The organism is Acetoanaerobium noterae (assembly GCF_900168025.1).
Taxonomy (GTDB): domain Bacteria; phylum Bacillota; class Clostridia; order Peptostreptococcales; family Filifactoraceae; genus Acetoanaerobium; species Acetoanaerobium noterae.
This window is the reverse complement of the sequence record NZ_FUYN01000009.1, coordinates 25937-45107: the sequence shown is the minus strand read 5'-3', so window position 1 is coordinate 45107 and position 19171 is coordinate 25937. Positions and strand designations below refer to the sequence as shown.

Here is a 19171-nt window from a genome sequence, read left to right as displayed (position 1 = left end):
ATTTTCCTTTTCAAGTTCCTTGATTTTCTTATTTAAAGCTCGTATTTCTTCACTTGAAGCATTTTTTTCTTTATTATGTGGTTTAATATATTGGCATTCTTCACTGTATTTTTTAATCCATCCTGCTATTGTAGATTTTGCTACTCCATAGGTCTGGTAAAGATTATTTAATGATTTACCATCTAAATATTCTTTAACTAATTCTTTCTTAAAATCTATATCGTAATATGTTTTCATTTGCAATCCTCCTAGTCCGATTTTATTATATATTTTCGTACTAGATGTTACAACTTTATTATACTATTACAGGTGCAAGTCAACCACAATTGGTTTTTAGGCTACACCAAGGACGAAGATGGACGCCTCATCATCGATCAGGAGCAAGCCGAGGTCGTAAAACGAATCTACCGCGAGTACCTAAGTGGCGATGGCTTTTTAAAGATAAAAAGATCACTTGAAGCAGACGGCATTCTAAATGGTGCTGGGCACAAAAAATGGCACGAAACGAATATCAAGCAGATATTAACCAACGAGAAATACATCGGCGACGCACTACTTCAAAAGACGTACACGGTAGACATTCTAGAAAAGAAGCGTGAAGCCAATACGGGCCAGGTGCCGAAGTACTATGTTGAAAATAGCCACGAAGGGATTATTCCAAAAGACATCTTCCTAAAAGTCCAAGAGGAGATTGCACGACGCGCGAACCTCACCAAAGGCAGCACAGAGCGTAGACGAGTTTACTCCGGTCGGTATGCATTATCGGGAATGGTTTTCTGCGTACATTGTGGGGACATATTCCGCAGAATCAAATGGAACAATCGCGGTTGCAAATCTACGGTTTGGCGCTGCACCAGCAGAGTTGATAAAGATGGGCCTGACTGCCCGGCAAGAACCGTTCGTGAAGAAAACCTTCACGAAGTGGTGGTAAAAGCAATAAATGAAGCCTTCCGTGAAAAAGAAAGCATCCTGCCGCTTTTACGAGAAAACATCGAAAGCAGTCTGACAGAGGATGTAACGGATCGCATGGCAGCGCTTGATGAGCAAATAAAAACGCTTCAGCACGAGCTTTTAGCAAAAGCCGATTTGAAGAACCCGGGTGATGACCTTGGCATGGAGGTCAGAAGATTGCGCAATGAAAAGCAAGCACTCCAGGCCGAGGAGGCATCCCATCAGGACCTTAAGTTACGAATAGATGATATGATGACTTTTCTCGATGGTCAGTCTTGCGAGCTTACCGAATACGATGAGCAGTATGTCAGGACACTCATAGAAAAGATAACGGTCTATGATGATTACTTCGTTGTAGAATTTAAGTCCGGAATCGAAATCCAAATAGACGAGTAGTCAGTTATACAATTTTACCCGCCGCTCTTATGAGTTGCGGGTTTTTCTATATGTAAACATTCAATTGTTATTTGAAACCAAATGGTTTATAATTATCTCATTGAAGTATAGAGGCGCTCAACAGTCTTTCAAGTTCACGGAATGTATGATTTTACAAGGAGGCCAATAATGAATAAAAAAGATAACAATCTTAAAGATGGAAATATGGACCACAGTAAGATGGATCACAGCAATATGGATCACAGCAATATGGATCACGGCAAGATGGACCACAGTAAGATGGATCACAGCAATATGGATCACAGCAATATGGATCACAGCAATATGGATCACAGCAATATGGATCACAGCAATATGGATCACGGCAAGATGGACCACAGTAAGATGGATCACAGCAATATGGATCACAGCAATATGGATCACGGCAATATGGACCACAGCAAGATGGACCATAGCAAGATGGACCATAGCAACATGGATCATGATCGTGGTGCAATGGGAGGGCACGCCCACCACCATCATGGTAGTTTCAAGGAGATTTTCTTGAAGTCACTCCCATTAGGAATTGCAATCTTGCTCATTACTCCTTTGATGGATATTCAGTTGCCTTTCCAAATCATCTTTCCTTATGCAGACGTTGTAGCAGCTGTATTGGCAACAATTCTATACATTTATGGCGGAAAACCATTCTACATGGGTGCGAAAGATGAGTTTAATTCAAAAGCTCCAGGCATGATGTCCTTGATTACTTTGGGAATAACGGTTTCTTATGCCTATAGTGTTTACGCAGTGGCCGCTCGATATGTGACCGGAGAACATGTCATGGACTTCTTCTTTGAGTTTGCAACGTTACTTTTAATCATGTTATTAGGACACTGGATTGAAATGAAGGCATTGGGTGAAGCAGGGGATGCGCAAAAAGCTCTAGCAGAATTATTGCCAAAAGACGCTCATGTTGTTTTAGAAGATGATTCGATTGAAACTCGTCCTGTGTCTGAACTTCAGGTTGGAGATGTTATCCGTGTTCAAGCAGGAGAAAATGTTCCAGCTGATGGTATCATTATTCGCGGAGAATCCCGTGTAAACGAGGCCCTCTTAACAGGTGAATCTAAGCCAATCGAAAAGAATGTTAAAGATCAAGTCATTGGTGGATCAACAAATGGTAGTGGTGTCCTATATGTAGAAGTAACAGAAACAGGGGATAAGTCCTTTATCTCACAAGTACAAACATTAATTAGCCAAGCACAAAGCCAACCATCTCGAGCAGAGAATGTGGCTCACAAAGTAGCTAGCTGGTTGTTCTACATTGCCGTTGTAGTAGCTTTAATCGCTCTAGTAGCCTGGATGATCATTGCAGATTTACCTACAGCCGTTATCTTTACTGTGACTACGTTAGTTATTGCCTGCCCACATGCTTTGGGTCTTGCTATTCCCTTGGTAGTATCACGTAGTACTAGTTTGGGTGCAAGCCGAGGATTACTGGTTAAAAATAGAGAAGCTTTGGAATTAACTACTAAAGCGGATGTTATGGTATTGGATAAAACAGGTACTTTAACAACTGGTGAATTTAAAGTGTTGGACGTCACTGTTTTGAGTGATAAATATTCTGAAGAAGAAATTACAGGCTTGTTGGCGGGTATAGAGGCGGGCTCCAGTCACCCGATTGCCCAATCGATTGTGAACCACGCTGAAGCAAAAGGCATTAAGTCAGTTTCCTTTGACTCCATTGAAATCGTTTCGGGAGCAGGAATAGAAGGGGAGGCGAACGGCCACCACTATCAATTAATCAGCCAAAAGGCATACGGAAAAGCATTGCGTATGGATATTCCGAAAGGCGCTACTTTAAGTATCCTTGTAGAAAATAATGAAGCAATCGGCGCTGTCGCATTGGGAGATGAACTGAAAGAAACCAGCAGAAACTTGATCGAGGTGCTGAAAAAATACGGAATTGAACCACTCATGGCTACTGGTGATAACGAGGAAGCTGCACAAGGAGTTGCAGAAGTTCTAGGTATTCAATACCAAGCCAATCAATCTCCGGAAGATAAGTACAAGCTGGTCGAGTCCATGAAAAACCAAAACAAGACGGTTATCATGGTGGGAGACGGGGTCAATGACGCACCTTCCCTTGCCTTGGCAGACGTAGGTATTGCAATCGGAGCTGGAACGCAAGTAGCTTTGGATTCTGCGGATATTATCCTTACTCAGTCTGATCCAGGGGATATTGAATCCTTTATCGAGTTAGCAAACAAGACGACACGTAAAATGAAACAAAACTTGGTATGGGGAGCAGGCTACAATTTTATCGCGATTCCAATTGCTGCTGGCCTCCTTGCTCCTATCGGCATTACCTTGGGTCCGGCCTTCGGCGCCGTCCTCATGTCCTTATCGACCGTTATTGTTGCGATCAATGCAATGCTTTTGAGATTAGACCCGAAATAAAACGAAGCAGGAACAAAAAAACACTGGCTGGTGTGCTGCACAAGGATATACGTACACCCACGGATTTCCGAGAAAAAACAGGACTCCATCATTTTAATCTGGACCTGATTTCAAGGACAATATCGGATAGTAATTCTTAACACAATTTTACCCGCAGCTCTTTTTATTGAGTTGCAGGTTTTCAATTTGTAAACATTCAATTGTTATTTGAAACCAAATGGTTTACAATATTTCTATTGAGGCATGGAGGGACTATTATGAAAACCTCGGACATGATACGACGGCTATGTGAACAAATGAATATCAGTGTCTCCGAACTGGCTAGACGCTTAGGTCAGTCGCCACAGAATTTTGGAAAGAAGCTGAAACGTGAAACCATAACCTTAGAAGAGCTTAAGGCCATAGCAGATGTGATGGATGTTAAGTTTGAACAGTCTTTCATTCTATCTGATGGCAAGGAAATAAAGACTGGAAGCGAGTAAAGGAGGCGGCCTACTATGATGATCAGCCCGGAAGGATACTATGAAGAGCATCTTAAAGGTAAAACGAAAGAGCAGATTATGACCGCTATACGTGGTCTTAAACAAGAAATAGGTCATCTAAAGAATACGATGGAAAGCCCGGACTATGGCAAAGAGCTTATTATGCATCCGAGCGAAGATACGCGCCTCCACTGGACTCGTGAATACTTGGAGCGAGCCAAGCAAGCTTATGCTGAAGCCGGTGGCACTTATACCTTATCTAAATTAGAAGAAAAAGTTGCTGACTTTGATGCAAATATAGATGCCATCTTAAAGATTACTTTCAGCTTTGGCGGTTTCTTTGGCGGCTACCGTAGTTATGTTGTAGAACTATCAGATGGATTGAAGGCCTATACAAAATTATGGGAAGACGAAGAACCACTCGCTCTGATGGATGTTGATAAAGAAGAACCCTTCACAAGAGACACTTTCATGGCTGCTCTTATGGATCTTCATATTGGTGAATGGCGCAGACGGTATTCAACTCAGCGCTTCGGATATACGGTGTGTGATGGTACACAGTGGGAGCTGGAATTTGAATATAGCAATGGACATAAACCGGTAAGAATCGATGGTGACAACTCCTACCCGTATAACTTCAATAAGTTCCAGATGTTATTTGGCATTGACGAAACTGAGGAGGACGAGGATGAGTAAAATTGATTGTGTGAAGGAGGTTCAAAATTGGATACAAACAAATTGAAAGCTTTATCCTATGATGAGCTGCGCGCTTTGTATAGGAACTTCCTACATAGCCAAGACATTTCAAAATTAACAATCGATACTGCTTATAGTGACACCTTCTACCTTTGGAGAAAAGGCAGCAAAGAACTTTTCTGGAATACAGTGATGGATACTGGTTTTGAAAATGTGGCAAAGAATGAACTAATAAAGGCTCTTTCTGAGAACTCGACCGGAAACGTTAAATCGCTTGCGAGTAGTTACTTGTCTCATCTGAGAAGATTCCGTTTATTCTTAGCTTCTGATGGAACTGCAGATCTGACTGCGCCTAAGCAGGAAAAGACAGCAAGACCTACGCATATACGCAAGAAGAAAGTAAGCGTTATCGTCCCCGATCCATCAAGCGATCAGGTTGAGCTTTATCTTAAAAAATGGGATGGCCTTGAGAACTACCGACTTCAGGAGGATGCACTTAATAAACTGTTCTTTGAGCTATGCCCGAAGAATAAAGACATAACTGATATTCTTTTGAAAGCTTCAACACTTAACAACTTTTATAGCACAAACATTTTTTCAATCTATCCAGTAGCAAAGCATATCTGCGCTCTGGATATTGATGCGAGACTTAAAGCCGGTGATGTTACCCTGGTTGGAGATATCCAGTATGTAACAATCGGTGAGACATTGAAGAATTTTTACTCCTTTGCCACAAAATATTGTAGCCATCACAATCCGATCGACTATCCAATTTATGATAGCTACGTGGATGAGGTGCTTCGCTATTTTAGAAAGCGTGATGGCTTTTCAGATTTTCAAGATGTTGATTTGAAGGACTACGCAAAATTCAAAAACATTCTGATTGAATTCCGTGCCTTCTATGGCTTGGAAAAACATAAACTTAAGCAAATCGACCAGTATGTTTGGCAGCTTGGGAAAGAGTACTTCCCGAAGAACTATGGAAAGAAAAAGGAAAAAACAATTGGAGGCTAACTATATGAGTATCAATAATGAATGTTGTTGTGGAAGCAAAACAGAAAAGCCAGATCAAATAAATGGCTATTGTCCTGTATGTAATAATGAAGGCATTTCCGTTAGCAAAGTAACTGTAGAACATCTAGTGGCAGATGATTATCGTAATGCCGTTGACGGAGATCAATATATGATTTGCATGAATGAGGACTGTGACGTTATTTACTATAACCTAGATAAAGAAATAAAATTCTTAAAAGCCCAAGTTAGGGTGCCTATCTGGTTTAAGAAAGATGCAGATCCTAAGTATGCTTGTTATTGCAACAAAGTCACAGAAGATCAGGTAATTGAAGCAGTTGTAAAGCACGGTGCGAAAACCGTTAAAGAAGTAAATGTCATAACTGGAGCAATGAGAAATTCTAATTGTAAAGAAAAAAATCCTTTGGGGGTATGCTGCCATAAGATTATTCAGGAAGCCATTGATAAGGGATTAACCATGAAATGATATGAGTTGATATGTTCTCACGAACAGACAAAACCATTGATATGTTTCCTCATACCCCGAAAACGCTAAAAAGCCGTTGACCTGTTCCCACTAACGTAAGATACGAGAATTGGTAACTGACATCATAAACCTGGACTCGGGCCACGTTGAGAGTATAATTCTGATGACGTATTGTGGTTCAGGGGGAAAAAGTAGGGGTTGACCACAACATATAGTGGTTTAAGGACGGTTTTGGAGCAAAAAAAGAGCGGAAAAACACTGTTTTTTGTCCCCTGTTTTTGAGGTGATTTATAGATGACATAGGGTAAAAAGAGTGCTGACATTATAAAGGTGGAAAAATTGATGGCTCAGAAAGATGGAGAAAAAATCCTCTGGGATGATAAGAATTCTATATAATCTAATGTAGTGGTAGTTGTTTTGAAACAGCTACCACTATAGTTTTTTAATAGTTTGAAATTTTATTTCAAACTATTATAGAACCTACAATAATTGTGTTTTTTAAAAAAGTTTGTATTTAAATCACCCTTTTATGGTACTAAAGTCGTAATAGATGGTTTTGAGATATTTCAAATAATATAAAAAACACTTGAATAAATGCTCATATAACTATTGACACATGAGAAAAAAGATAATATAATAAATACACAACGTATGAATACCTGCTCAAGCATTCAGATGAAATGATTTAAAAAGAGGTGATAATATGACTGAAAAATTTAATTCAATTGAAAGATGTGACTGCAATGTAATTCATGAGGATATTGTAAATCAAGTTAGAGATAAAATGCCTCAAGAAGAAATCCTTTATGATCTAGCAGAATTATTTAAAGTATTTGGAGATTCAACACGAATCAGGATATTATGGGCTTTACATGAAGCTGAAATGTGTGTTTGTGATATCGCTGTATTACTTAACATGACACAATCAGCAATTTCCCATCAGCTGAGAGTTTTAAAGCAAGCTAATTTAGTGAAAAACAGAAAAGAAGGCAAAGTAGTATATTATTCCTTAGTTGATGATCATGTAAGAGAAATATTTGATCAAGGTCTAATTCATATCAACGAAAAGTAGCAATACGGTAGAATAGAATGTTTTTTGAAGATTAGTATTCATATTAGATGAGCAATGCTTCAAGTAAATTTAAAAGACTTGTAGTATGCAAAATAAAATTATAAATGATATTTAGGAGGACTTAAAATGAAAAAGAGATTTAAACTTGAAGGTTTAGAGTGTGGAAATTGTGCAGCAAAAATGGAGAGGGCTATTAATGAGCTTGATGGTGTGAAGGAAGCCACTGTAAACTTTATGACGCAAAAACTTGTTATTGAAGGCGAAGATGAAAAAATGCCTACAATTATACAAGAAGCAGAAAAAATAGTTAAAGATATTGAATCACATGTTATCATGAAAAAGGCCTAAAGGAGTTGAGGTAGCATGAAAAAACGTTTATGGAGAATAATTATTGCTGCATTAGTATTTATTGTAGCACTGCTAATTAATAATATTGAATGGTTGCAGATTGCTATGTTTGTAATCAGTTATATTATTGCAGGTGGAGATATTGTAAAAAGAGCTGTTACAAATATTCTTAGAGGTAAAGTTTTTGATGAGAATTTTTTAATGAGCGTCGCCACAATTGGAGCATTTTTAATAGGTGAGTATCCAGAAGGTATTGCAGTTATGCTGTTTTATCAAGTTGGAGAGCTATTCCAAAGTTACGCAGTTGATAAGTCAAGAAGGTCAATTGCAGATGCTATGGACATACGACCAGATTATGCAAATGTTAAAAGGGGCGATGAAGTTATAAAAATTGACCCTGATGAAGTAAAAATTGGTGATATTATTGTAATAAAACCAGGGGAGAGAGTTCCGCTTGATGGTAAGGTAATTGAGGGAAATTCAATGGTTGATACATCAGCACTTACAGGTGAGTCTGTTCCACGTGAGGTAGAAGTGGGACATGAAATTTTAAGTGGATGCATTAATATTAATGGAGTTATTACTGCAGAAGTTACTAAAGAATATGGAGAATCTACTGTAAGTAAGATTCTTGATTTAGTTGAAAATGCAAGTAGTAAAAAGTCCCAATCAGAACAATTCATTACTAGATTTGCAAGATACTATACTCCAATTGTTGTAATTCTTGCAGTTTTCATTGCTATTATTCCACCTCTTGTTATAGAGGGAGCAACCTTTAGCGACTGGATATATAGAGCATTAGCATTCTTAGTAGTTTCTTGCCCATGCGCTCTTGTAGTCTCTATTCCTTTAAGTTTCTTCGGTGGAATAGGTGGAGCATCTAGAAAGGGTATTTTAGTCAAAGGTAGTAATTATTTAGAGGCATTAGCAGAAACTGAAATTATTGTTTTTGATAAAACTGGAACATTAACGAAAGGTGTATTTAATGTACAGGAGGTTCATCCAAAAGGAGTTTCTAGAGAAGAGTTATTAGAGTTAACTGCATACGCAGAAAGTTACTCAAACCATCCAATTTCCAGTTCTTTAAAACAAGCCTATGGTAAGGAAATTGACAATGGACGTATTTCAGATGTAGAAGAGATATCAGGGCATGGAGTTATTGCAACAGTGGATGGAAAAAAGGTTATGGCAGGCAATATTAAACTCATGAAAAAGAAGAACATTGCATACTTCGACGGAGAGTTGATTGGAACTGTCGTACATGTTGCAGTTGATAACCAATATGCTGGTTACATTGTTATTGCTGATGAAGTAAAGCCAGATTCAGCACAGGCAATAATGGAACTTAAGGCAGCAAATATTAAACAAACTGTTATGTTGACAGGTGATAATAAAAATGTTGGTTCAAAAGTTGCAAAAGAACTTGGTCTTGATAAAGTTTACGCAGAACTATTGCCAGCAGACAAAGTTGAGAAACTAGAAGAATTATTTTTGCAAAAATCTAAAAAGGGTAAACTTGCTTTCGTTGGTGACGGAATCAATGATGCACCTGTATTAGCCCGTGCAGATATCGGAATAGCAATGGGTGGTTTAGGTTCTGACGCTGCCATTGAAGCTGCTGATATTGTAATTATGACCGATGAACCATCAAAAATAGCTACCGCAATTAAAATTTCTAAAAAAACACTAAAAATTGCATCTCAAAACACAGTATTTGCTATTGGAATAAAAATAATTGTTCTTATTTTGAGTGCTTTTGGAATAACTACTATGTGGGCAGCTATATTTGCAGATGTAGGTGTAACTATCATTGCAGTATTAAATGCTTTTAGAGCCTTGAATGTTAAAAATCTGTAGTATTACGAAAATATAGTTTTTTTATCGCCGATTGGGAGTAGAATTCATCTTAATCGGCGAATTTTGATAGCAGGCAGTGTGCATCTTCTTTTAATGCGAAGCAAAGACGAGGAGGATATATAATGAACAATGTTAATGAATGTTGCCATGAGTGCAATACACAGAAAATAGATCAAACTAAGGATAATTGCCCGGTATGCAATAAAGGAGGAATTTCTGTTAGTAAAGTGACCGTTGAGCACTTAGTAACAGACGATTATCTCAAGTTAGTAGATGGGGAGCAATATAAGATTTGCATGAATGGAGATTGTAGTGTTGTCTACTATAACGTTGATAATGGGGTAAGATTCTTAAAAGAACAAGTTAAAGTTCCTGTCTGGTTTAAGAAAGATGCAGATCCTAAGTATGCTTGTTATTGTAGCGAAGTCACAGAAGGTCAGGTAATTGAAGCAGTTGTAAAGCATGGTGCGAAAACCGTAAAAGAAATAAATGCCATAACAGGAGCAATGAAAAATCCTAATTGTAAAGAAAACAATCCGTTGGGGGTTTGTTGTCATAAGATTATTCAGGAAGCTATCGATAAAGGCTTAAAAATGGAATAATTTCAACTGAATGTTAAAAATCTATAGTATAAGGAGAAAATTATGCAAACACTTATTTCAGCGTTACTTGTATTCATTTCTACATCGATTGACTATTTAGTTGTTTTAATAATTCTTTTTGCCAACCAAGGAACCCGAGGGATAAAATCTATTTATATCGGGCAATATTTAGGGACTGGTATATTAGTCGGGGTAAGCCTCATTGCTGCCTATTTCCTCAATTATATTCCTCAGGATTGGATGATTGGGTTTCTAGGTTTGATTCCTTTGGGTTTGGGGATTCGTTCGATATTTGTTGATGAGGATGTGGATGAAGATTCCATTGGAAATCAAATTAAAAACAATCAATCCCAAATTTTTGCTATTACAGGTCTGACTTTAGCTATGGGAGGAGATAATCTTGGGATTTATATTCCATATTTTACAGGAATGAATGTTGGTCAGATTGTTATAGTTCTTGCAGTCTTTATTATTGGCATATTCCTTCTATGCCAGTTAGCTAAAAGATTTGCTACTATCCCAATGATTGGTGGAATTATCGAACGCTATGGGCGTATTATTGTGCCCGTTATCTTTATCGGGTTAGGAATTTATATTCTTGTCGAAAATGGCACAATTAACTACCTGATTTCTTTTTATAATTGACTATATTCTTGATAAGTTCTTATAGTTAGTGTAAGTTTGAAAACCGAGATGCGCCACATTTCTTTTCGGTGAATTAGGTTTTTACAATAAACTCACACGAAAGTCTATAGTTGATTTGTTCCCACATACGTACACCCTTAGTCGATATGTTCCCTCGGAGAGAATTTCAGTCTAAAAAATACAGGCTGCTAATTCTTGACAGCTATCCCCTCCTCTCAAAACATATGGTATTTGGCAAGGAGGAAGGCCTTCCGGAGCATTATTCCAATTCGAATGTGTATATGAATGTTATTCGGGGAAAGCTAAGTATCGGTCTCAATGATCAGGAAGTCCATATATATGAAAAAGGTACTTTGCTGGAAATACCTTATAATACGAAAATGAATGTGGGAAACAAAGATGAAGATGTTTTGGAGCTTGTTGTGGTTAAGGCACCAGCACCGCAGAATTATAAGAAGTAGATATAAGATAAAAAAGATTAAGATGGTCGATAGGGACCTACTTGATCTTTTTTGTTATAAAGATTAGATGGGTATATTTAAATCAGATTTACTTAATGGATCGAATTGAGATAAGAGTAACCATATAATAATCAAATGGCTACTCTTATTGTAGATGTTTTTGAACTGTTATTAATGTTTATCTAATGAGAATAATACGTCCATTCTTGTTAGGACTTTCATTTAATCGATAAGCATTATAAATTTCTTCAGCTGTAAATGAAAAGGCTTGGTTGATTGATATTTGCAGTGATTTTTCTGCAATTGCTTTTACAATTTTACTAAAATCGTCATGGTTAGGATTTGAGATGACAAATTTTGTTCTGATACCACGTTCAATTGTCTTTTCTTGCAAGGCGAATGTAACAATTGATAGGAACATACCACCATCTTTGAGAACTTTGTAACTGTTATTAGCAAGTTCGCCTGGGATACCCGTTTTAAAAGTTCTAGGGTCCATTGCAGCGTCAAAAACCAAGTCAACAGGTTCAGTGATTACTTGTGCAAAGTCTTCCTGAGTATAATCGATGATTTCATCCGCACCCAGTGAACGAACAAATTCAGCATTTTGACCGTTTACAGTTGTTATTACATATGCCCCTTTTGCTTTAGCTAATTGGACTGCAACATGACCGACACCACCAGCACCACCATGAATCAGGACACGTTGCCCGGCTTGCAAATGGCCGTGATTGAATAAGGAATGCCATGCTGTTATAGTAATTGTCGGTGCACCGGCAACTTCTTTGAAATCAATAGAATCAGGGACTAGAGCTAAAAGTTGTTGATCTATTGCTATATATTCAGAATAAGCACCACTTGATATGAGCCCCATAACATGATCGCCAGGCTTAAAAAGTGTTACATCTGGTCCGACAGCACGAACAATACCGGCTATATCATTACCTAACACAAGAGGTAGTGGGGAAGTATTGGATTGAGGTTTGGCATTTTCATCAAGAATTTCATCTACAACATTTGCTTCCATTTGGAACATTTCACCGGTCCGTACTCGTATATCAGCAGGATTAATTGAGGAAGCAAATACTTCGACTAATACTTCGGAACCCTTTATTTCAGGCGTTGGAAGATCTATTTCTTTCAATGTTTCTGGAACACCAAATTTTGTTAATGCAATTGCTTTCATTTTAAACAACTCCTTTTAAAAATTATAATTTACATGTACCACCTGAGCAAGTTACGCCTTTAAGTACATTTTTATCATTAGTTTTATTAATAATTTTTCTAAATGCTTCAACAGGTTGTGATCCATATAGACTATCACTATCATCAAATAGATAATATGGAACGCCACTTATGTTTTTTGCATGACCATCTTTAATATCATGTTGAACTTGTTTTAAATAGTTGTTTGATTCAAGCAATGAGTCAACGGCTTGTTTTGGGATGCCAACACCAGCAGCGAGTTCCTGAAGCACTTTTTTATCGCCGATGTTTTGTCCATTTACAAATATAGCATGATAACTATTCATCATAAATGCATCCTGACAATCATATTCTTGTGCAAGTTGAAGCAATCGATGAGCATTGGTTGTATCCGTCATTTTAACATCATTCATATTAAGGACGACACCGGATTCTTTCCCCATATTTTCAATTAATTCTGCTTTTTTAATCGCCTGTCTATCTGACATACCACCACGCTTTGCAATTTCATAAATGGAAAAAGATTCACCCATCGGATAGTAACCTTGTGGGACAGTTTGATAACTGTGGTAGATGTATTCTACTTGAATATTCTTATCTTTTAATGCTTCTTCTAAATTTAGCTTGCCAATGTAACACCAAGGACAAGTAAAATCGGACCATATTTCAATCTTCATTATTTCTTAATCTCCTTTCGTTCTGTTGGACCTTCATAGATGATTGCCGTCCAATCGGTTAATTCATATACACAGATACCTGGGACATCTTTCATAGCAGGGTTCAATTCAAAATACTTTGTCATTACGCTTTCAGGCACATTAAAATTGGATTTTCCAGTAACTCGAATGCGATGCATAGGAAGTGTCGGATGCATTGCGGCAAGTTCAAAGTGTTCATTGAAATGCAAGTCATTGTATATGTTGCTGCCAATGCCCGTTGAAAGGTAAAGTTGTTCATTATGTTCCATAATAAAACCAACAGGTCTTACGTGAGGAACCTCACCATCATAGCTAGCCAAAAACATTACACCTGCATTTTGTAGATACGTTATTACTTCTGATACATTACTCATATTTTTTCTCCTTTTAGTTCGTTTGTTGTAATTCCGACATTTGTTTGATATTATAATACTCAATAATGTTATTATCATCAATCATCAATATGTTTATATATGTTGGCTTTCCGACATATACACAAAAGTGTTGGAAAAGGAGTCTTGAATCATGGATAGAAGAGTAAGAAAAACTCAAAAAGCAATTATTGAAGCATTCTTGGAGTTGTTGGATAAAAAAGGATTTGAACAGATAACAATTAACGATATTGCGGAACTAGCAGATGTGAATCGCAGCACCATATACTTTCACTATGCCGATAAATATGAACTTTTCGAAAAGTGTATCGAACAGTATTTAGGAAATATATTTGTAGGTTGCAGTAGTGATTCACCAGAGGATTTATTGCTTCATACATTTTCATACATAGCACAGAATAAATATGCTTTTCAATTATTGTTAAGAGAGAATAAAACAGGCTTCTTCCATTCATTTTTAATTGAAAGTATACGACAAAACAGTCATTATAATTTATCATCCGTGGATTCGCTGAAAAGAGAAATACAGCAAGAGTTTCTTATCTCAGCGACAGCAGGTATTTTTGAATGGTATATAATTAATGTAAATAAGTATAAAGTTGAGGATGTGATGCGACGATATTCGGAAATGGTGCTTGAATATAATATTATTAGCAGGCAGGATTAGGCGTTTCCCTAGGTGACTGAAACGAATTTGATAGTCTGTGAATTTGTGTGATTGTTAAAAAGAAAAGTTTTCTGCTATTAATGGAGTATAGATAAAAGTTTCATGGTCATAATTATATCATAATTTTATTATAGTCTGTATACAATGGAAAGCACATTGGATTATCACATTAAATTGGAGTGATTTAAATGTTGAGAAAAGGATATTTTACTATTTTAGGTAGTTTAATACTCGTATTAACGCTTACGAGCTGTAATATAATACCGTCACAGTCTGAAAATATTGCTACAAATGAGCAAGGTAAAGTGGATAATAATGTGACTGAAGATGTAAATGATACGGAAAATAAATATGAAAACTCAGCAATATCTCTACCTATCCCACCAATATTAGAAGACACAAATCCAGATCCTACAGTTGCTGAATATACGTTGACGGCAGATTATGGAACTACAGAAATAATTAAGGGTATCAGTACGGATACTTTAGGCTATAACGGCAATATATTAGGACCGACGATACGTTCAAAAAATGGTGAAAAAATCATTATTCATGTCAATAATAATCTTGAAGACAGCACGACTGTTCACTGGCATGGACTGATTGTGCCGGGAGAAATGGATGGTGGACCCCATCAGATTATTAAAGAAGGTGAATCATGGTCACCTGAGTTTGTGTTGGAACAGCCTGCTCTAACTGCATGGTATCATCCGCACTTGATGGGCGAAACAGCAACTCAAGTTTATCAAGGGCTTGGCGGTCTATGGATTCATGATGATGATATATCTGCTTCTCTTGGATTGCCCGAACAGTATGGCGTGGATGATATACCTGTGATTGTTCAAGATAGAGCTTTCTATAAAGATGGCTCATTATATTATAATTCCAATATGATGGAAGGTGCGGTAGGTAATATCATCATGATCAATGGTGCTGTTGCTCCATATACAGAGGTGCCTTCTTCATGGATACGCTTACGTCTTTTGAATGGAAGCAATGCAGCACAGCATGAAATCAATTTCTCTGATGGAAGAAAATTCTATCAGATAGCATCCGATGGTGGCTTAATGGAGTATCCTGTTGAAATGTCATCGATAAAGCTAGCGCCAGGAGAAAGGGCAGAAATTCTTGTGGATTTACAATCTATGGCTGAGGCGGATTCAGTATCTTTGATGGTGTCAAACATAAAAAGTTTGGAATTGATCAGTGATGGTACGAGCACTAATGAATATGTTTTAACAGATCATTTGGTTGATATTGAAAAATGGAGTACGGACGATATAGTCAATGAGCGGAGCTTTGATCTAGAGGGAATGGCTCATATGGTATCTATCAATGGAGAACGTTTTGATATGGATAGCCTGTCCTTTACTCTGAGCACGGATACTCTTGAAAAGTGGACGGTTTCTAATGTGAGCGGTTCATCTGGCGGTATGGGTATGATGGGCGGTGGAACAGAACATTCCTTTCATGTACATGGTCTCCAATTTCAAGTTATTTCAAGAGATGGAACTTTGCCGCCTGAAGGTGAACGTGGATGGAAAGATACCGTGTTTTTAAAACCGGGAGAAACAGTTGAGATATTAGTTAAATTTACTTTAGAAGGCATATTTATGTATCATTGTCACAATCTTGAGCATGAAGATGCCGGTATGATGGGACAATTTCAAGTGGTTGAATAATTTGAAAACGGTCAATAGTATACAAAGGTGGACAAGAATTGACATATAAGTCTTTACTTGTCTATTTTTGTGTGCTATAATGTACTTAGAAACAGAGGAGGTGCCTTATGGAACAAGAATTCTTAACAATAGATGAAGCAGCAAATATTTTAAATGTCCATCCAAAAACAATTCGGAGATACATTAACAGCGGAAAGATATCAGCCCAAAAAGTTGCAGGCTCATGGCGAATATATCAGGATTCAATCAATGAATACCTTGGATCGTGTGGCGTGCACCATCACCAGGATGATGTTAGTAAAGATGACTTTTGTATTTTCATGGACAGTGATTATTTCAACTCAGAAGATACTATTCAAATATGTACAATCGTGGACTATTTTGTCCAAGATGATCAAGTGAAACAACTTTTAAAGGATGTCATGGATATTGTGGCAGATTATAGTATGGATAAGAAAAAGAGTCGTTTTAATTATGTTTATGACGATACAGATAATAAAATGCGACTAGTATTCTGGGGGACCCCAACATACATGGAAAAAATAGTAAGTGCATTAAAGCCTTATGAATAGAAGTGACAAAAGGAGGCAATATTATGAATAACATAATGTAAGTTTAACAATAACAGGAATGTCCTGTGCTTCCTGCGCAAATGCAGTGGAAAGAGGCGTGTCAAAGGTACAGGGGGTTTCATCCGCCAATGTAAATTTCGCTACTGAAAAATTGACGTTAAATTATGATTCTGAACTTGTAACACTAGATTTGATTAAAGATACAGTAAAAGAAGTTGGATATGGTGTTCTTGAAGAAGAAACTGAAAAAGAAGTGACGATTCCTATTAGTGGAATGACTTGTGCATCCTGTGTGGCACATATTGAAAAAGCTATATCCAAACTTGAAGGAACGAAAACAGTCAGTGTCAATCTTTCAACGGAAAAGGCGCATGTTGTATATGATTCTGGACAAACAAGAATTTCTGAGATCAAGCAGGCGGTTATTGACGCAGGTTATGAACCACTTGAAATAGAAAGCGAAGAAGTGTCTGATGACAACAAGGACCGTCATGAGAAGGAAATGAAGAAATTGTGGAAGAAATTTGTTACTTCTGCCATTTTTGCAACGCCACTTCTTTTCATAGCGATGGGGCACATGCTTGGACTTGATTTACCTGACATCATTAACCCAGAGACGAATCCCTTGAATTTTGCTTTAATACAAATGATCTTGGTAGCTCCATCTATAGCGGTCGGATATCAATTTTATACAGTTGGATTTAAGACACTCTTAAAAGGTTCTCCAAACATGGATTCACTGATTGGAATCGGTACAGGAGCTGCAGTTCTCTATGGTATATACGCCACCATTATGATTGCTGCCGGTCATAACAATTATACAATGGACCTATACTTTGAATCTGCAGGTGTTATTATTACATTGATTCTTCTTGGTAAATATCTGGAATCAATGTCAAAAGGAAAGACTTCGGATGCCATTAAGAAACTCATGGGACTTGCTCCCAAAAATGCTTTAGTACTCCAAGACGGTAAAGAAATCATTCTCCCAATCGAGGAAGTCGAAATTGGTGATATTATCATCGTGAAACCAGGAGAAAAGATCCCGGTAGACGGAACAGTTATAAAAGGGAATACATCAGTGGATGAATCTATGCTTACCGGTGAGAGCATACCCGTTGAAAAGAATATCGGTGATAAGGTTGTTGGTGCAAGTATTAATAAACATGGACTTATTCAGTTCGAAGCAACTCGGGTAGGTAAGGATACAGCCCTTGCTCAGATTATTAAATTAGTAGAAGATGCCCAAGGTTCTAAAGCACCAATAGCTAGATTAGCTGACATTATTGCAGGCTATTTTGTACCTGTGGTCATTGTCATCGCTATTCTTGCAGGACTTGCTTGGTTTATATCCGGTCAATCCGTCGTATTTTCACTCACTATTTTCATAGCTGTTCTTGTAATAGCTTGTCCATGTGCATTAGGTCTTGCGACACCGACTGCCATAATGGTTGGTACCGGTCAAGGTGCTGAATATGGTGTTTTGATTAAAGGTGGACAACCTCTTGAGACTGCTCACAAAATTGAAACCATCGTTTTTGATAAGACAGGAACAATTACAGAAGGGAAACCGGTTGTAACAGATATTATCGAGACCAACGAATGGAACAGTGAAGATATACTCAGATTGGCAGCCTCAGCAGAAAAAGGATCGGAGCATCCATTGGGAGAGGCCATTGTAAGTAAAGCTAAAGAATTAAACTTGAAGTTAGAAGAGATAGATGATTTTTCGGCAATACCCGGTCATGGTATTAAAGCTGCTATTAGTGGCAAGCAAGTGTGGCTTGGAAACCTTCAACTTATCAATAATGAAGGCATAGACAATACGTTGTTGTCTGAATCAGAGCGTCTGGCAGATGAAGGTAAAACTCCTATGTATGTGGCAGTTGACGGAATCTTATCAGGGATCATTGCAGTTGCGGATACAACCAAACCTAACAGCAAAAAAGCTATTGATAAGCTTCATGAGTTAGGTGTCAAAGTTGCAATGATAACCGGAGATAATGAAAGAACGGCACGTGCTATTGCCAAAGAAGTAGGTATTGATCTGGTCCTGGCAGATGTACTGCCAAAGGATAAAGCCAATGAAGTGAAGAAATTACAAGAACAAGGAAAAATCGTTGCAATGGTTGGTGACGGTGTAAACGATGCACCGGCACTTGCACAGGCAGATGTTGGTATTGCTATTGGATCTGGTACAGATGTTGCTATTGAATCAGCAGATATTGTACTGATGAAAAGTGATCTGCTGGATGTAGTGACAGCACTTCAGTTAAGTAAGAAGACGATTCGTAATATCAAACAGAACTTATTCTGGGCTTTTGCATATAATACAGCAGGAATTCCAATAGCGGCAGGACTGCTATATGTCTTTGGAGGACCTAAACTTAATCCGATGATTGCCGGTGCGGCTATGGCATTTAGTTCTGTGTCTGTAGTAACCAATGCTCTAAGGCTTAGAAAATTCAAACCTGAACGCTAGAAGTTAAAGAAAGAAGTGAGAA

20 protein-coding genes are annotated in these 19171 nt (G+C 37.7%); 16 read left to right on the top strand and 4 right to left on the bottom strand.

What is annotated here, in order from left to right:
- Positions 1-237: transposase (locus B5X47_RS12880; RefSeq protein ID WP_079590636.1), on the bottom strand; the 237-nt coding region annotated here is incomplete at its 3' end.
- Between the two features lie 72 nt (positions 238-309).
- Between B5X47_RS12880 and B5X47_RS12875 the strand changes: the two genes are divergently transcribed.
- The 12 genes from B5X47_RS12875 (at position 310) to B5X47_RS12820 (ending at position 11450) form a co-directional block, all read left to right on the top strand.
- Positions 310-1347 (top strand): recombinase family protein, encoded by a 1038-nt coding sequence (locus B5X47_RS12875; RefSeq protein WP_200805125.1) that lies wholly within the window; start codon positions 310-312, stop codon positions 1345-1347.
- A gap of 309 nt (positions 1348-1656) precedes the next feature.
- Positions 1657-3789 carry a heavy metal translocating P-type ATPase gene (locus tag B5X47_RS12870; RefSeq protein ID WP_143215831.1) on the top strand — a complete coding sequence of 711 codons (2133 nt, stop codon included), beginning with the start codon at positions 1657-1659 and terminating at the stop codon, positions 3787-3789.
- A gap of 272 nt (positions 3790-4061) precedes the next feature.
- On the top strand, positions 4062-4271 hold the full coding sequence (locus tag B5X47_RS12865; RefSeq protein WP_456297815.1) for a helix-turn-helix domain-containing protein: 210 nt from the start codon (positions 4062-4064) through the stop codon (positions 4269-4271).
- 15 nt (positions 4272-4286) lie between these two features.
- Positions 4287-4967: a hypothetical protein gene (locus B5X47_RS12860; RefSeq protein ID WP_079590632.1), complete on the top strand. Its 681-nt coding sequence runs from the start codon at positions 4287-4289 to the stop codon at positions 4965-4967.
- Positions 4968-4994: 27 nt separating this feature from the next.
- Positions 4995-5981, top strand: coding sequence for a hypothetical protein (locus B5X47_RS12855; protein WP_143215830.1), 987 nt, complete (start codon positions 4995-4997; stop codon positions 5979-5981).
- A 4-nt stretch (positions 5982-5985) separates the two neighbouring features.
- Complete coding sequence (locus B5X47_RS12850; RefSeq protein WP_079590630.1) at positions 5986-6465, top strand: Csac_0668 family 2Fe-2S cluster-binding (seleno)protein; 480 nt, start codon at positions 5986-5988, stop codon at positions 6463-6465.
- A 703-nt stretch (positions 6466-7168) separates the two neighbouring features.
- Positions 7169-7537, top strand: a complete 369-nt coding sequence (locus B5X47_RS12845; protein WP_003762650.1) for an ArsR/SmtB family transcription factor — start codon at positions 7169-7171, stop codon at positions 7535-7537.
- Positions 7538-7663: 126 nt separating this feature from the next.
- Positions 7664-7885: a cation transporter gene (locus B5X47_RS14120; RefSeq protein WP_079590628.1), complete on the top strand. Its 222-nt coding sequence runs from the start codon at positions 7664-7666 to the stop codon at positions 7883-7885.
- 15 nt (positions 7886-7900) lie between these two features.
- Positions 7901-9742, top strand: a complete 1842-nt coding sequence (locus B5X47_RS12835) for a heavy metal translocating P-type ATPase (RefSeq protein ID WP_079590626.1) — start codon at positions 7901-7903, stop codon at positions 9740-9742.
- Positions 9743-9864: 122 nt separating this feature from the next.
- A complete protein-coding gene (locus B5X47_RS12830; protein ID WP_003762641.1) occupies positions 9865-10344 on the top strand; it encodes a Csac_0668 family 2Fe-2S cluster-binding (seleno)protein in 480 nt (159 codons plus the stop codon).
- 42 nt (positions 10345-10386) lie between these two features.
- On the top strand, positions 10387-10989 hold the full coding sequence (locus tag B5X47_RS12825) for a CadD family cadmium resistance transporter (RefSeq protein WP_003762639.1): 603 nt from the start codon (positions 10387-10389) through the stop codon (positions 10987-10989).
- 146 nt (positions 10990-11135) lie between these two features.
- The gene (locus B5X47_RS12820; protein ID WP_200805124.1) at positions 11136-11450 is read left to right on the top strand and encodes a cupin domain-containing protein; all 315 of its coding nucleotides are present in this window, start codon (positions 11136-11138) and stop codon (positions 11448-11450) included.
- Between the two features lie 178 nt (positions 11451-11628).
- On the opposite strand, the gene B5X47_RS12815 is transcribed toward B5X47_RS12820, so the two are convergent.
- Genes B5X47_RS12815 through B5X47_RS12805 form a run of 3 tightly spaced genes read right to left on the bottom strand, consistent with a single transcriptional unit; the run spans position 11629 to position 13728 of the window.
- On the bottom strand, positions 11629-12636 hold the full coding sequence (locus tag B5X47_RS12815) for an NADP-dependent oxidoreductase (RefSeq protein ID WP_079590624.1): 1008 nt from the start codon (positions 12634-12636) through the stop codon (positions 11629-11631).
- Between the two features lie 22 nt (positions 12637-12658).
- Positions 12659-13333 carry a DsbA family oxidoreductase gene (locus B5X47_RS12810; protein WP_079590622.1) on the bottom strand — a complete coding sequence of 225 codons (675 nt, stop codon included), beginning with the start codon at positions 13331-13333 and terminating at the stop codon, positions 12659-12661.
- On the bottom strand, positions 13333-13728 hold the full coding sequence (locus B5X47_RS12805; protein WP_079590620.1) for a pyridoxamine 5'-phosphate oxidase family protein: 396 nt from the start codon (positions 13726-13728) through the stop codon (positions 13333-13335). Before B5X47_RS12805 ends, B5X47_RS12810 begins: the two co-directional genes overlap by 1 nt.
- A gap of 151 nt (positions 13729-13879) precedes the next feature.
- On the opposite strand from B5X47_RS12805, the gene B5X47_RS12800 reads away from it, so the two are divergent.
- The 4 genes from B5X47_RS12800 to B5X47_RS12785 all read left to right on the top strand — a co-directional run bounded on the left by B5X47_RS12800 (position 13880) and on the right by B5X47_RS12785 (position 19149).
- Positions 13880-14413 carry a TetR/AcrR family transcriptional regulator gene (locus B5X47_RS12800; protein ID WP_079590618.1) on the top strand — a complete coding sequence of 178 codons (534 nt, stop codon included), beginning with the start codon at positions 13880-13882 and terminating at the stop codon, positions 14411-14413.
- Positions 14414-14601: 188 nt separating this feature from the next.
- Positions 14602-16095 carry a multicopper oxidase family protein gene (locus B5X47_RS12795; RefSeq protein ID WP_079590616.1) on the top strand — a complete coding sequence of 498 codons (1494 nt, stop codon included), beginning with the start codon at positions 14602-14604 and terminating at the stop codon, positions 16093-16095.
- 107 nt (positions 16096-16202) lie between these two features.
- Positions 16203-16667 (top strand): helix-turn-helix domain-containing protein, encoded by a 465-nt coding sequence (locus B5X47_RS12790; protein ID WP_079590614.1) that lies wholly within the window; start codon positions 16203-16205, stop codon positions 16665-16667.
- Positions 16668-16716: 49 nt separating this feature from the next.
- Entirely contained in the window at positions 16717-19149 is a 2433-nt protein-coding gene (locus tag B5X47_RS12785) for a heavy metal translocating P-type ATPase (protein WP_278278455.1), read from the top strand.
- The last annotated feature ends 22 nt before the right edge of the window (positions 19150-19171 follow it).

Coding starts and splice junctions, on each gene's coding strand:
- B5X47_RS12800 (WP_079590618.1), top strand. CDS start 13,880: ATGGATAGAAGAGTAAGAAAAACTCAAAAAGCAATTATTGAAGCATTC.
- B5X47_RS12860 (WP_079590632.1), top strand. CDS start 4,287: ATGATGATCAGCCCGGAAGGATACTATGAAGAGCATCTTAAAGGTAAA.
- B5X47_RS12850 (WP_079590630.1), top strand. CDS start 5,986: ATGAGTATCAATAATGAATGTTGTTGTGGAAGCAAAACAGAAAAGCCA.
- B5X47_RS12825 (WP_003762639.1), top strand. CDS start 10,387: ATGCAAACACTTATTTCAGCGTTACTTGTATTCATTTCTACATCGATT.
- B5X47_RS12810 (WP_079590622.1), bottom strand. CDS start 13,333: ATGAAGATTGAAATATGGTCCGATTTTACTTGTCCTTGGTGTTACATT.
- B5X47_RS12805 (WP_079590620.1), bottom strand. CDS start 13,728: ATGAGTAATGTATCAGAAGTAATAACGTATCTACAAAATGCAGGTGTA.
- B5X47_RS12830 (WP_003762641.1), top strand. CDS start 9,865: ATGAACAATGTTAATGAATGTTGCCATGAGTGCAATACACAGAAAATA.
- B5X47_RS12795 (WP_079590616.1), top strand. CDS start 14,602: ATGTTGAGAAAAGGATATTTTACTATTTTAGGTAGTTTAATACTCGTA.
- B5X47_RS12790 (WP_079590614.1), top strand. CDS start 16,203: ATGGAACAAGAATTCTTAACAATAGATGAAGCAGCAAATATTTTAAAT.
- B5X47_RS12820 (WP_200805124.1), top strand. CDS start 11,136: ATGTTCCCTCGGAGAGAATTTCAGTCTAAAAAATACAGGCTGCTAATT.
- B5X47_RS12845 (WP_003762650.1), top strand. CDS start 7,169: ATGACTGAAAAATTTAATTCAATTGAAAGATGTGACTGCAATGTAATT.
- B5X47_RS12870 (WP_143215831.1), top strand. CDS start 1,657: ATGGATCACAGCAATATGGATCACAGCAATATGGATCACAGCAATATG.
- B5X47_RS12865 (WP_456297815.1), top strand. CDS start 4,062: ATGATACGACGGCTATGTGAACAAATGAATATCAGTGTCTCCGAACTG.
- B5X47_RS12835 (WP_079590626.1), top strand. CDS start 7,901: ATGAAAAAACGTTTATGGAGAATAATTATTGCTGCATTAGTATTTATT.
- B5X47_RS12815 (WP_079590624.1), bottom strand. CDS start 12,636: ATGAAAGCAATTGCATTAACAAAATTTGGTGTTCCAGAAACATTGAAA.
- B5X47_RS14120 (WP_079590628.1), top strand. CDS start 7,664: ATGAAAAAGAGATTTAAACTTGAAGGTTTAGAGTGTGGAAATTGTGCA.